Here is a 12,111-nt window from a genome sequence, read left to right as displayed (position 1 = left end):
CGCCGGCGTTTGAGGCGCGGGTCCGGGCGGAGCCCGGTGCCCGGCGGAGCCGGGTTTCCTGGAGCTCCGCCCCGGACCCTCCCCCAGACTCGGTCCGGGGAGGACCCCCACGTCGACCCCCACGCCTCACACGCCGGCGGGGCCGTTCGGGCCCCCCGGGGACGATTCGGCGGAAACGACAAGGCAACGATCCGAACACCGTGAGCTGTGCCATCTACGCGCGTAGGCCAGGAACGGTTACGCTCGTCAGCGTGAACGCATCTGTTACCGACCCCTTCGCCGACGCCACCGCCGCGGCCGCCCGCCTGCGGGAGCTGACCGGCGCCGAGACCCACGATGTCGCCCTCGTCATGGGCTCCGGCTGGGCCCCCGCCGCAGAGGCGCTCGGTGCGCCCGAGGCCGAATTCCCCGTCACCGACCTGCCCGGCTTCCCGCCGCCCGCCGTGGAGGGCCACGGCGGCAAGATCCGCTCGTACAAGATCGGCGACAAGCGCGCGCTGCTCTTCCTCGGCCGGACCCACTACTACGAGGGCCGCGGCGTCGCCGCCGTCGCCCACGGCGTCCGTACCGCCGTCGCCGCCGGCTGCAAGACCATCGTGCTGACCAACGGCTGCGGCGGTCTGCGCGAGGGCATGAAGCCCGGCCAGCCGGTCCTGATCAGCGACCACCTCAACCTGACGGCCGCATCGCCGATCGTCGGCGCGAACTTCGTGGACCTCACCGACCTCTACTCGCCGCGCCTGCGCGCGCTGTGCAAGGAGATCGACGAGACCCTCGAAGAGGGCGTCTACGTCCAGTTCCCCGGCCCGCACTACGAGACCCCGGCCGAGATCAACATGATCCGCGTCATGGGCGCTGACCTGGTCGGCATGTCCACCGTGCTGGAGGCCATCGCCGCCCGTGAGGCCGGCGCCGAGGTGCTCGGCATCTCCCTGGTCACCAACCTGGCGGCGGGCCTGTCCGGCGAGCCGCTGAACCACGAAGAGGTGCTCCAGGCCGGCCGTGACTCGGCCTCGCGCATGGGCAAGCTGCTGACCCAGGTCCTCGCCCGCATCTGAGGACCGTACGAGCCGTACGAGAGGTAAGGCGGAAGTAGTGCAGGAAGTGCAGGACGACCTGATCACCCGGGCCCGGGCCTGGCTGGCCGAGGACCCGGACCCGGAGACGGCGGCCGAACTGGCCGGGCTCGTCGAGGCCGGCGACACGGCGGAACTCGCGGACCGCTTCTCCGGAATGCTGCAGTTCGGCACCGCGGGGCTGCGCGGTGAGCTGGGCGCGGGCCCGATGCGGATGAACCGCGCCGTGGTCATCCGGGCCGCGGCGGGCCTCGCGGCCTACCTCAAGGCCCGGGGCCACGCCGGCGGACTGGTCGTCGTCGGCTACGACGCGCGCTACAAGTCGGCGGACTTCGCCCGTGACACCGCCGCCGTGATGACCGGCGCCGGGCTGCGCGCGGCCGTCCTGCCCCGCCCCCTGCCGACGCCCGTCCTCGCGTACGCCATAAGGCACCTGGGCGCCGTCGCCGGCGTCGAGGTGACCGCGAGCCACAACCCGCCCCGGGACAACGGCTACAAGGTCTACCTCGGCGACGGCTCCCAGATCGTCTCCCCGGCGGACGCCGAGATCGCGGCGGAGATCGAGCGGATCACCACCCTCGACTCCGTGCCGCGCCCGGAGTCCGGCTGGGAGGACCTCGGTGACGAGGTCCTGGAGGCCTACCTGGCGCGTACGGACGCTGTTCTGACCCCCGGCTCGCCCCGGGGCGTGCGGACCGTCTACACGGCCATGCACGGCGTCGGCAAGGACGTCCTGACGGCCGCCTTCGCCCGTCACGGCTTCCCCGCCCCGGTCCTGGTGGCCGAGCAGGCGGAGCCGGACCCGGCCTTCCCCACGGTGGCCTTCCCGAACCCGGAGGAGCCGGGTGCGATGGACCTGGCCTTCGCCACGGCCGCCGCGGCCGGCCCGGACATCGTGATCGCCAACGACCCGGACGCGGACCGCTGCGCGGTGGCCGTCCCGGACGACGGCGGCTGGCGGATGCTCCGCGGCGACGAGGTCGGCGCGCTGCTGGCCGCCCACCTGGTCCACAAGGGCGCCCGCGGCACCTTCGCGGAGTCCATCGTCTCCTCGTCGCTCCTGGGCCGGATCGCGGAGGCCGCGGGCCTGCCGTACGAGGAGACCCTCACGGGATTCAAGTGGATCTCCCGGGTCGAGGGCCTGCGCTACGGGTACGAGGAGGCGCTCGGCTACTGCGTGGACCCCGAGGGCGTCCGCGACAAGGACGGCATCACGGCCGCGCTCCTGGTCGCCGAACTGGCCTCGGAGCTCAAGGAGCAGGGCCGGACCCTGACCGACCTGCTGGACGACCTGGCGATGGCCCACGGCCTGCACGCCACCGACCAGCTGTCGGTGCGGGTCTCGGACCTGTCGGTCATCAGCTCGGCGATGGCGGCGCTGCGGGCGCAGCCGCCGGTGTCGCTGGCGGGGCTGCGGGTGGTCTCGGCGGAGGACCTGAACGAGGGCACGGAGTCGCTGCCGCCGACGGACGGCCTGCGGTACTACCTGGAGGGCGACTACAAGGCCCGGGTGATCGTGCGGCCGTCGGGTACGGAGCCGAAGCTGAAGTGCTACCTGGAGGTCGTGGTCCCGGTGGCCGAGGCCTCGGACCTCAGCCCGGCCCGCAGCCGTGGCCAGGAGGTCCTGGACGCGATCAAGAAGGACCTCTCCTCGGCCGCGGGCCTCTGACCCTTCCGCGCCGCCCGGATCCCGCCTCTTGACGGACTCCGTCCGGGTCACCCGCCCCCCGGGCCTTCCGGCCCGGGGGGCGTCGCCGTCCCCCGGCCCGCCGGGGCGGTACCCGTACCGACGCATCGGCCGGCTCGGGGCTGTAGCGTCGTACGCCCGCTGCGCGGGGCCTTTCCCCCACCCCGCCCCTTCCCGGAGCCGGGCTCCGCCCGGACCCGCGCCTCAAACGCCGGCGAGGCTGGGATGAGCCCGGCGCGGCCCAGCAACTTCCAGCCTCGTGGGGGTACCTCCGGGGGTCCCCCCGACGGAGTCTGGGGAGGTAGCTGGGGGAGTTTGAGGGGCGGGACCGGCCGGGGCCGGGCCACGGCGCGGGCGCGTCAGGAAGGCGTCGGGCGGACCACGTCGCCCAGGGTCGGCACCGATTCCGGCCGCGAGCGGACCGCGTCACTGCACTCCCACGCCCGCGGCGGATCCGCGTCCGGACCGCCCAGGACCACCGGCCCCGGCCCCGCCGACACCGCCTCGCTCTCCGACAGCGTGCACACGATCTGCGACAGCGCCACCGGCGGCAGGTCCTCCGGCTTCCGGCTCAGCCGCACCGTCCCCGCCGGGTCGCCCGCCCGCGTCGGGGCCGCCGCCAGCCCGGCCGGGACCCCGGTCGTGAAGCCGGCGTCCCGCTCCTCCGCCGACGGCTCCCGCTCCAGCGCCTCCAGCAGCGCCTGCGCCGCCAGTACCACCGGCTCGCGCGCCGGCCGCTTCTCGGGCACCGTGACGACCCGCTCCACGCCCACCAGCTGCGAACCGCACACCAGTTCAATCGTGGCCCGGAACCCCGGCACCCCGCTCGGCTGCTGCCCGCCACCCGGCTGCGCCTTGGTGTCGCACGACACCCGTGACGGCGCCGCGCCCACGTCCACCGGCACCGTCGTCGCCCGGATCCCGCACCCGGCCGTCACGGCGGCCAGTACGAGTACCCCCGCCACGCGCCCCGCCCTACGCCTCACCGGCGATCACCTTTCCCACGTCCACCGGCAGCCGCAGCGTGAACAGCGCCCCGCCCTCGGCCCCGTTGGCGGCCGTGATGTCGCCGCCGTGGATGTGCGCGTTCTCCATCGCGATGGACAGGCCCAGCCCGCTCCCGTCCGACTTCGGGCGGGACGCGCTCGCCTTGTAGAACCGGTCGAAGACGTGCGGCAGCACCTCCTCCGGAATGCCCGGACCGTTGTCCTTGACCGCGATCAGCAGCCACTCCCCCTCCACCCGCACCGACACCCGCACCGGCGAGCCGCCGTGCTTGAGCGCGTTGCCGATGAGGTTGGCCAGGATCACGTCGAGCCGCCGCGGGTCGAGCCGCACCACGATCCCGCGCTCCGCGTCGAGTTCGACGGCGTCGAGCCACGCCCGCGCGTCGATGCAGGCCGTGACCTGGTCGGCGACGTCCACGTCGTCCAGCACCAGCCGCGCCGTCCCCGCGTCGAAGCGGGTGACCTCCATCAGGTTCTCCACCAGGTCGTTCAGCCGCCGGGTCTCGCTGACCACCAGGGCCACCGCCGGTGCGATCATCGGATCGAGGTCGTCGACCTCCTCCTCCAGCACCTCGGCGACCGCCGTCAACGCCGTCAGCGGCGTGCGCAGTTCGTGCGACATGTCCGCGACGAAACGACGGCTGGCCTCCTCCCGCGCGCTCATGTCCGCGACCTTCTTCTCCAGCGCCTCCGCCGTCTTGTTGAAGGTGTGCGACAGGTCCGCGAGTTCGTCGGTCCCCGACACGTCCAGCCGGTGGTCCAGTTCGCCCTCCCCGAGCCGCCGCGCCGCGTCGCCGAGGCGCTGTACGGGCTTGAGCACCGTCCGCGCCGCGGCCTGCGCCAGCAGCGCGGAGCCGAGCAGCGCGAGCCCGGTGGCGATGGTCAGGGACCAGCCGAGCGCGTTGAGGTCGTCGCGTTCCTGCGCGAGCGACTTGTACATGTATCCCGTCGGCCCGCCGCCCACGATCCGCGTCCCGCCCACCAGGTACGGGTTTCCGTGCGGCTTCGTCCGCTGCCAGTACATGTGGTACTCGGCGTCGTTGGCGGCCGTCGTCTTCTGCCGGTCGTTCACGGCGTGCTGGAGCGACTGGGGTACGTCGTCCAGCCCGAAGGAGTCGGGGCCCGCCGCGCCGAACACCTTGCGGCCGCCCTTGACCTCTTCCACCAGCAGCACGCTGTACCCGGGGCTGCTGCCCGCCATCAGCTCGGCGGTGCGCTGCAGTTCCTCGGGCGTCGGGTCGGCGGGCAGCGCCGCGGCCCGGTTCTGCATCTCCTGGCGGAAGTCCCCGAGGGCCGCGTCCTGGGTACGGGTGAGGACCGCCTCGCGGTTGAGCCAGTAGGCGATCCCGGAGGCGGACACGGCGGCCGTCAGCGCGACGAGGGCGAACACCACGAGGAGCCGCAGCCGCAGACTGGTCCACCGCCGGCCCGCGAACAGCCCTTTGAGGAACTGCTTGGTCACTGCGGTGAGTCCAGGCGGTAGCCGACGCCCCGGACGGTGCGGATCAGCGTCGGCGAGGACGGGACCTCCTCGACCTTGGCGCGCAGCCGCTGCACGCAGGCGTCGACCAGGCGCGAGTCGCCGAGGTAGTCGTGCTCCCAGACGAGCCGCAGCAGTTGCTGGCGCGACAGCGCCTGGCCGGGCCTGCGGCTGAGCTCCAGCAGCAGGCGCAGCTCGGTCGGGGTGAGCTGGAGGTCCTCGCCGTTCTTCGTCACCGTCATGGCGGCCCGGTCGATGACCAGGGACCCGAACACGGCGGAGTCGCTGGCCTCGCGTTCGCCCCGGCGCAGCACGGCGCGGATCCGGGCGTCGAGCACCCGGCCCTGCACGGGTTTGACAACGTAGTCATCGGCGCCGGACTCCAGCCCGACCACCACGTCGATGTCGTCGCTGCGCGCGGTCAGCAGGATGATCGGCAGCTGGTCGGTGCGCCGGATCCGCCGGCACACCTCGAAGCCGTCGATCCCGGGCAGCATCACGTCCAGCACGATCAGGTCCGGCCGCTGCTCGCGCAGCAGTTTCAGGCCGTCCTCGCCCGTCGCCGCGGTGGCCACACGGTGGCCCTGGCGTGACAGGGAGAGTTCGAGGGCCGTGCGGATGGCGTCGTCGTCCTCGATCAGCAACAGGAAAGGCACGGGCTCATTCTGTCCCATCGCTCGTCCGGACTCGACCGTCCGTCGTGCGGGGTTGCGGCGGCGGGCCGCTGTGACAGGTCTGTGACAGTCGCAGGACACCGCGGTTAAGTCGGCGGGGCAGGCTTCTACCAGAGACGGACCGAAGCAGACTCCACGACGGGGGGCGCGAGATGAACACGCTGCACAGCACCACGACCAGCGCGGTCGTCACGCGGCTGCACGATGCGAACCGCCGGGCGGGTGTCCGTACGGCGACGGTCGCCCGTCAGCGGCCGACGCATCCTGTAGCCATTGACGCGAACACGTACCAGGCGGTTCCCGCTCCGGCGAAGCCGTCCTCCTCGGAGGCGGAGTTCACGGCGTACGTCCAGGAACGGCGCGCGGCGCTGTTCGCGACGGCGTTCCACCTCACCGGTGACCGGTACGAGGCGGAGGACCTGCTCCAGAGCGCGCTGTTCTCGACGTACCGGGCGTGGGACCGGATCAGCGACAAGGCGGCGGTCGGCGGGTACCTGCGGCGGACCATGACGAACCTGCACATCAGCGCGTGGCGCCGGCGGAAGCTGAACGAGTACCCGACGGAGGAGCTGCCCGAGACGGCCTCCGACACGGACGCGATGCGCGGTACGGAGCTGCGGGCGGTGCTGTGGCAGGCGCTGGCCCGGATCCCCGAGCCGCAGCGGACGATGCTGGTACTGCGGTACTACGAGGGCCGCACGGACCCGGAGATCGCGGAGATCCTGGGCATCAGCGTCGGCACGGTGAAGTCCAGCATCTGGCGGTCGCTGCGGCGACTGCGGGAGGACGACGTCCTGAGCTTCGGCCGGGACGAGGCGGAGTCCTTCGGGGAGCTCGTCGCCTGACGAAGACCATCGGGCCGAGGGGGCCCGTCCTACGGGGGTAGGGCGGGGGCCGCGGGGGGAAAAGGCGGGATCAAGCGGTCGGGGGTCCGCATGATCCCGCCTTTTCGCATGCGCGGCGTCACCCGCCCCACCCGGACGAGCCCCCGCCGCCCCGCCATCCCGGCCGGTCGGCGTGCAAGGCGCCGAGCCCGCCTATCCAGCCTCGCCGGCCTCCCCGACCTGCCCGCCAACTCCCGCCTCGCCTGCCACCCCCGGCCAGTCGGCGTTCAAGGCGCCGAGCCCGCACATTCAGCCTCGCCGGCTTCCCCGACCTGCCCGCCAACTCCCGCCTCGCCTGCCACCCCCGGCCAGTCAGCGTTCAAGGCACCGAGCCCGCACATTCAGCCTCGCCGGCTTCCCCGACCTGCCCGCCAACTCCCGCCTCGCCTGCCACCCCCGGCCGTCGGCGTTCAAGGCGCCGAGCCCGCACATTCAGCCTCGCCGGCGTTTGAGGCGCGGGTCCGGGCGGAGCCCGGTGCCCGGCGGAGCCGGGTTTCCTGGGGCTCCGCCCCAGACCCCGCGCCTCAAACGCCGGCGAGGCTGATATGCCGGCCCCGGCCGGAAAGCCCGCGGCGCAGCCGAAGGAGGCTCGGCTCGGAAAGCGGCGGGGCGCAGCCGCGGGAGGGGACAGTGGCGAGACCGAGTCGGGTCGGCCGTGGGAAGGGTCCGGCGGGGTCCCGGAGGGGTTAGGCCGGGGTCGGGGTGCGGTGGCGGCCCGCCGCGGAGGCGGCCAGCCGGCCCAGGGCTTCGTCCCGCGCGCACGGCACCGCCCCCAGCGCCGCGTGCCGCGCCACGATCCCCCGCTCCGCCCGCATCAGCCGCCAGCCCCTGCGCAGCAGGAACGGCACCGACTTGCGCCCCTCGCGCAGGTCCCGCGCCAGCCGCCGGCGGAACGTGGTCGACGGCCGCCCGCGCAGGCAGATCGCGTCCGCGAGCAGTCCCAGCTCCTGGCAGCGGGCCACGATGTCGGCCGCGAAGATCCCCTCCGCGATGAACAGCGGGACGCGCGCGATGTCCAGCGTCTCCGAACCCGTCCGCGCGGACGTCGCGATGGAGTACACCGGCACCTCGGTACGCCCCGCCGCGCACAGTTCCGCGATCGCGGCGACCGCCGCGTCCGCGTCCCACGACAGCGGCGAGTCCCAGTCGATGTCGGAACTTCCCTCCACCAGCGGCAGGGTCGGGTCGTCACCCTCCTTGTAGAAGTCGTCCAGGCGCAGCACGGGCAGACCCGAGCGGGCCGCGAGCGAGGACTTGCCGGATCCCGAGGGTCCGGTCAGCAGGACGACGCGCGTGGGGAGGGGGGAGGAGGAGCTCACGGGTCACCAGTGTGAACCATGACCCCCCGGATCGGTACATCGGCGACGCGTCCTGCGAGCACTCTCACATCCGGCCGCGCCGGACGACCGGTTGGAAACCCGCCCCGCACCTCCACTACGCTGCGTGCGCACGCGACTACGACCACAGGCGGGATCCTCATGGCACGTCACGCAGCCCCCGGCAACGGCGCACTCCGCACCGCGGGCCTCACCCTCTCGATGGCCGGTGCGGCCCTGGCGATGGCCGCCGGCGGTGCGCAGGCGGGCGAACTGTCCGTCCCGGCGGCCCTGGCCGGCGTGACCGACCCGATCGCGAACCTCAAGGTGAACCCGCTCGCCCACACCGGCGTGGACCCGCTCGACAACGGCGTGGCGACCAAGGTCGCCGACTTCCCTTCCGTCGGCACCACCATGGTCACCGGCGTCCTGACCCAGGGCCCGTCGGTCGGCGAACTGCCCACCGCCGCCACGGGCTCGCTGCTCGGACCGCTGCTGCCGGGCCCGCAGTAGCGGCGGGAACGCCGAAGGCCCCGACAGCGGGGGGCTGTCGGGGCCGGTTTCGGGGCCGTGCTGGGCGTACTAGTAGGACGAGCCGGACGCGCCCAGCGAACCCGTGGGGTGCCAGACCGTCTTGGTCTCCAGGAACGCCGTCATGCGCGACGTGCCCGGGTCGGCGATCCAGTCGTCCACAGGCTGTGGACGCAGGACGCGCTTGAGGTTGTCGGCCGCGGCGATCTCCAGCTCCTTGGCCAGCGCCGCGTCGGCGCCCGCCAGGTCGATCGCGTTGACGTCCTGGTGGGACGCCAGGTGCGGGCCCATCTCGGCGGCCTTGCCGGAGAGGATGTTGACCACACCGCCCGGCAGGTCGGAGGTGGCCAGCACCTCGCCCAGGGAGAGGGCGGGCAGCGGGGACTTCTCCGAGGCGATCACCACCGCCGTGTTGCCCGTCGCGATGACCGGGGCGATGACGGAGACCAGGCCCAGGAAGGACGAGTCCTGCGGGGCGACGACCGTGACGACACCGGTCGGCTCCGGGGTGGAGAGGTTGAAGAAGGGACCCGCGACCGGGTTGGCCGCGCCCACGACCTGGCCGATCTTGTCGGTCCAGCCCGCGTACCAGACCCAGCGGTCGATGGCCGCGTCGACGACCGCCGCCGCCTTGGACTTGGACAGCCCCTCGGCCTCGCCGACCTCGCGGACGAACTGCTCGCGGCGGCCCTCCAGCATCTCGGCGATGCGGTAGAGGATCTGGCCGCGGTTGTACGCGGTCGCGCCCGACCAGCCGCCGAAGGCCTTGCGGGCCGCGACGACCGCGTCACGCGCGTCCTTGCGGGAGGACAGCGGGGCGTTCGCCAGCCAGTTGCCCTTCGAGTCGCTCACCTCGTACACCCGGCCGCTCTCGGAGCGGGGGAACTTGCCCCCGACGTACAGCTTGTAGGTCTTGAAGACGTTCAGACGCACAGAGGACTCAGACATCGAGGTAGGCCTCCAGACCATGGCGGCCGCCCTCGCGGCCGAAGCCCGACTCCTTGTAGCCGCCGAAGGGCGAGGTCGGGTCGAACTTGTTGAACGTGTTGGCCCACACCACACCCGCGCGGAGCTTGCCCACGACCGCGAGGATGCGCGAGCCCTTCTCCGTCCAGATGCCGGCGGACAGGCCGTACTGGCTGTTGTTGGCCTTCGCGACGGCCTCGTCGGGCGTACGGAAGGTCAGCACGGACAGCACCGGGCCGAAGATCTCGTCGCGGGCGACGGTGTGCGCCTGGGTGACGTTGGTGAAGAGCGTCGGCGCGAACCAGTAGCCGGAGGACGGCAGCTCACAGGCCGGGGACCAGCGCTCGGCACCCTCGGCCTCGCCCGTCTCGGCGAGTGCGGTGATCCGGGCCAGCTGCTCGGCGGAGTTGATCGCGCCGATGTCGGTGTTCTTGTCGAGCGGGTCACCCAGGCGCAGCGTGGACAGGCGGCGCTTGAGGGAGTCCAGCAGCTCGTCGTGGATCGACTCCTGGACCAGCAGGCGCGAGCCCGCGCAGCAGACCTGGCCCTGGTTGAAGAAGATGCCGGTGACGATGCCCTCGACGGCCTGGTCGATGGGGGCGTCGTCGAAGACGATGTTGGCGCCCTTGCCGCCCAGCTCCAGGGTGACCTTCTTGTCCGTGCCGGCGACCTGGCGGGCGATGGCCTTGCCGACCGCGGTGGAGCCGGTGAAGGCGACCTTGTTGACGTCGGGGTGCTCGACCAGGGCCGCGCCCGCGTCACCGTACCCGGTGAGGATGTTGACGACGCCCTTGGGCAGGCCCGCCTGGCGGCAGATGTCCGCGAAGAACAGGGCGGACAGCGGGGTGGTCTCGGCGGGCTTGAGGACGACCGTGTTGCCGGTGGCGAGCGCGGGGGCGATCTTCCACGCGAGCATCAGCAGCGGGAAGTTCCACGGGATGACCTGGCCGGCCACGCCGAGCGGACGCGGGTTGGCGCCGTAGCCCGCGTGGTCGAGCTTGTCGGCCCAGCCCGCGTAGTAGAAGAAGTGCGCGGCGACCAGGGGGAGGTCCGCGTCGCGGGTCTCCCGGATCGGCTTGCCGTTGTCCAGGGTCTCCAGGACGGCCAGTTCGCGGCTGCGCTCCTGGATGATCCGGGCGATGCGGAAGAGGTACTTGGCGCGCTCGGAGCCGGGCAGCGCGGACCACTTCTCGAAGGCCTTGCGGGCGGCCCTGACGGCGCGGTCGACGTCGGCGGCGCCGGCCTGGGCGACCTCGGAGAGGACTTCCTCGGACGACGGCGAGACGGTCTTGAAGACCTTGCCGTCGGCGGCGTCGGTGAACTCGCCGTCGATGAAGAGCCCGTAGGAGGGAGCGATGTCGACGACCGAGCGGGACTCGGGAGCCGGTGCGTACTCGAAGAGGGATGCCATGGTGATCAGTCCACCGTCACGTAGTCGGGACCGGAGTAACGGCCGGTGCTCAGCTTCTGGCGCTGCATCAGCAGGTCGTTGAGCAGGCTGGAGGCGCCGAAGCGGAACCAGTGGTTGCTCAGCCAGTCCTCGCCCACGGTCTCGTTGACCAGGACCAGGAACTTGATCGCGTCCTTGGTGGTGCGGATGCCGCCGGCCGGCTTCACGCCGATCTGGATTCCAGTCTGCTCCTTGAAGTCGCGGACGGCTTCGAGCATCAGGAGGGTGTTGGCGGGGGTGGCGTTGACGCCGACCTTGCCGGTGGAGGTCTTGATGAAGTCGGCGCCCGCGAGCATGCCGATCCAGGAGGCGCGGCGGATGTTGTCGTACGTGGACAGCTCGCCGGTCTCGAAGATGACCTTGAGGCGGGCCTCGGTCCCGTCGGGGCGTACGCACGCCTCCTTGACGGCCTTGATCAGCTCGTACGTCTCCAGGTAGCGGCCGGCGAGGAAGGCACCACGGTCGATGACCATGTCGATCTCGTCGGCGCCGGCGGCGACGGCGTCACGGGTGTCCGCGAGCTTGACCGGCAGCGCGGCGCGGCCGGCCGGGAAGGCGGTCGCGACGGAGGCCACCTTGACGTCGGCGCCGTTCAGGGCGGCCTTGGCGGTGGCCACCATGTCCGGATAGACGCAGACGGCGGCGGTCATCGGGGTCGTGCGGTCGGTCGGGTCGGGGTTGACGGCCTTGACGGAGAGCGCCCGCACCTTGCCCGGGGTGTCCGCACCCTCAAGCGTGGTCAGGTCGATCATCGAGATGGCCAGGTCGATGGCGTACGCCTTGGCCGTCGTCTTGATCGAGCGGGTGCCGAGGGAGGCCGCGCGGGCCTCCAGTCCGACTGCGTCTACGCCGGGCAGCCCGTGCAGGAAGCGGCGCAGCGCGCTGTCGGACGTCGTCACGTCAGCGAATGCGGTGAGGGTGGTGGGCATGGTCACCAGATGAGCATATCTACGCGCGTAGCGACATGTCACCCCCCTCCCCCGATCCGCTATGGAATCGACACATCCGATTCCCGTTACGCGTCCATGACAGAACGTCGA

Annotated in this window: 11 protein-coding genes; 4 read left to right on the top strand and 7 right to left on the bottom strand. The window is 72.3% G+C overall.

The genetic code is table 11. The features are described from left to right. The first annotated feature begins 251 nt into the window (after window positions 1–251). Window positions 252–1,058 carry a purine-nucleoside phosphorylase gene (locus ACZ4M3_RS05890; protein ID WP_453355311.1) on the top strand — a complete coding sequence of 269 codons (807 nt, stop codon included), beginning with the start codon at window positions 252–254 and terminating at the stop codon, window positions 1,056–1,058. Window positions 1,059–1,104: 46 nt separating this feature from the next. Continuing rightward, complete coding sequence (locus tag ACZ4M3_RS05885; protein ID WP_467730809.1) at window positions 1,105–2,745, top strand: phospho-sugar mutase; 1,641 nt, start codon at window positions 1,105–1,107, stop codon at window positions 2,743–2,745. Window positions 2,746–3,122: 377 nt separating this feature from the next. Here the strand turns inward: ACZ4M3_RS05885 and ACZ4M3_RS05880 are convergent, their stop codons facing one another. Genes ACZ4M3_RS05880 through afsQ1 form a run of 3 tightly spaced genes read right to left on the bottom strand, consistent with a single transcriptional unit; the run spans window position 3,123 to window position 5,906 of the window. Next, window positions 3,123–3,728, bottom strand: a complete 606-nt coding sequence (locus ACZ4M3_RS05880; protein WP_467730398.1) for a hypothetical protein — start codon at window positions 3,726–3,728, stop codon at window positions 3,123–3,125. A gap of 10 nt (window positions 3,729–3,738) precedes the next feature. Beyond that, window positions 3,739–5,232: a sensor histidine kinase gene (locus tag ACZ4M3_RS05875; protein ID WP_467730397.1), complete on the bottom strand. Its 1,494-nt coding sequence runs from the start codon at window positions 5,230–5,232 to the stop codon at window positions 3,739–3,741. Then, window positions 5,229–5,906, bottom strand: coding sequence for a two-component system response regulator AfsQ1 (gene afsQ1 / locus ACZ4M3_RS05870; protein ID WP_180291024.1), 678 nt, complete (start codon window positions 5,904–5,906; stop codon window positions 5,229–5,231). The genes ACZ4M3_RS05875 and afsQ1 overlap by 4 nt, the downstream gene beginning before the upstream one ends. 170 nt (window positions 5,907–6,076) lie before the next feature. On the opposite strand from afsQ1, the gene ACZ4M3_RS05865 reads away from it, so the two are divergent. Then, a complete protein-coding gene (locus tag ACZ4M3_RS05865) occupies window positions 6,077–6,769 on the top strand; it encodes a SigE family RNA polymerase sigma factor (protein WP_467730396.1) in 693 nt (230 codons plus the stop codon). Window positions 6,770–7,494: 725 nt separating this feature from the next. On the opposite strand, the gene ACZ4M3_RS05860 is transcribed toward ACZ4M3_RS05865, so the two are convergent. After that, window positions 7,495–8,127 (bottom strand): uridine kinase family protein, encoded by a 633-nt coding sequence (locus ACZ4M3_RS05860; protein WP_467730395.1) that lies wholly within the window; start codon window positions 8,125–8,127, stop codon window positions 7,495–7,497. Between the two features lie 159 nt (window positions 8,128–8,286). On the opposite strand from ACZ4M3_RS05860, the gene ACZ4M3_RS05855 reads away from it, so the two are divergent. Beyond that, window positions 8,287–8,637 (top strand): hypothetical protein, encoded by a 351-nt coding sequence (locus tag ACZ4M3_RS05855; protein WP_467730394.1) that lies wholly within the window; start codon window positions 8,287–8,289, stop codon window positions 8,635–8,637. A gap of 69 nt (window positions 8,638–8,706) precedes the next feature. Here ACZ4M3_RS05855 and ACZ4M3_RS05850 read toward each other — a convergent pair whose 3' ends face one another. From ACZ4M3_RS05850 to deoC, 3 genes are read right to left on the bottom strand one after another with little or no spacing between them, the layout of a single operon-like run. Continuing rightward, window positions 8,707–9,603 (bottom strand): aldehyde dehydrogenase family protein, encoded by an 897-nt coding sequence (locus ACZ4M3_RS05850; RefSeq protein WP_467730393.1) that lies wholly within the window; start codon window positions 9,601–9,603, stop codon window positions 8,707–8,709. After that, window positions 9,596–11,032 (bottom strand): aldehyde dehydrogenase family protein, encoded by a 1,437-nt coding sequence (locus tag ACZ4M3_RS05845; protein ID WP_467730392.1) that lies wholly within the window; start codon window positions 11,030–11,032, stop codon window positions 9,596–9,598. Before ACZ4M3_RS05845 ends, ACZ4M3_RS05850 begins: the two co-directional genes overlap by 8 nt. Before the next feature lie 5 nt (window positions 11,033–11,037). Then, complete coding sequence (gene deoC / locus ACZ4M3_RS05840; protein ID WP_467730808.1) at window positions 11,038–12,000, bottom strand: deoxyribose-phosphate aldolase; 963 nt, start codon at window positions 11,998–12,000, stop codon at window positions 11,038–11,040. Between the last annotated feature and the right edge of the window lie 111 nt (window positions 12,001–12,111).

This window comes from Streptomyces sp. NPDC026522, assembly GCF_055567555.1.
Note: the sequence above shows the minus strand (reverse complement) of the source record. Positions and strands in the feature narration are given on the sequence as shown.

Excerpts from the sequence above, each read along its gene's own strand:
- ACZ4M3_RS05865 (WP_467730396.1), top strand. The coding sequence starts at position 6,077 with ATGAACACGCTGCACAGCACCACGACCAGCGCGGTCGTCACGCGGCTG.
- ACZ4M3_RS05855 (WP_467730394.1), top strand. The coding sequence starts at position 8,287 with ATGGCACGTCACGCAGCCCCCGGCAACGGCGCACTCCGCACCGCGGGC.
- ACZ4M3_RS05850 (WP_467730393.1), bottom strand. The coding sequence starts at position 9,603 with ATGTCTGAGTCCTCTGTGCGTCTGAACGTCTTCAAGACCTACAAGCTG.
- ACZ4M3_RS05845 (WP_467730392.1), bottom strand. The coding sequence starts at position 11,032 with ATGGCATCCCTCTTCGAGTACGCACCGGCTCCCGAGTCCCGCTCGGTC.
- deoC (WP_467730808.1), bottom strand. The coding sequence starts at position 12,000 with ATGCCCACCACCCTCACCGCATTCGCTGACGTGACGACGTCCGACAGC.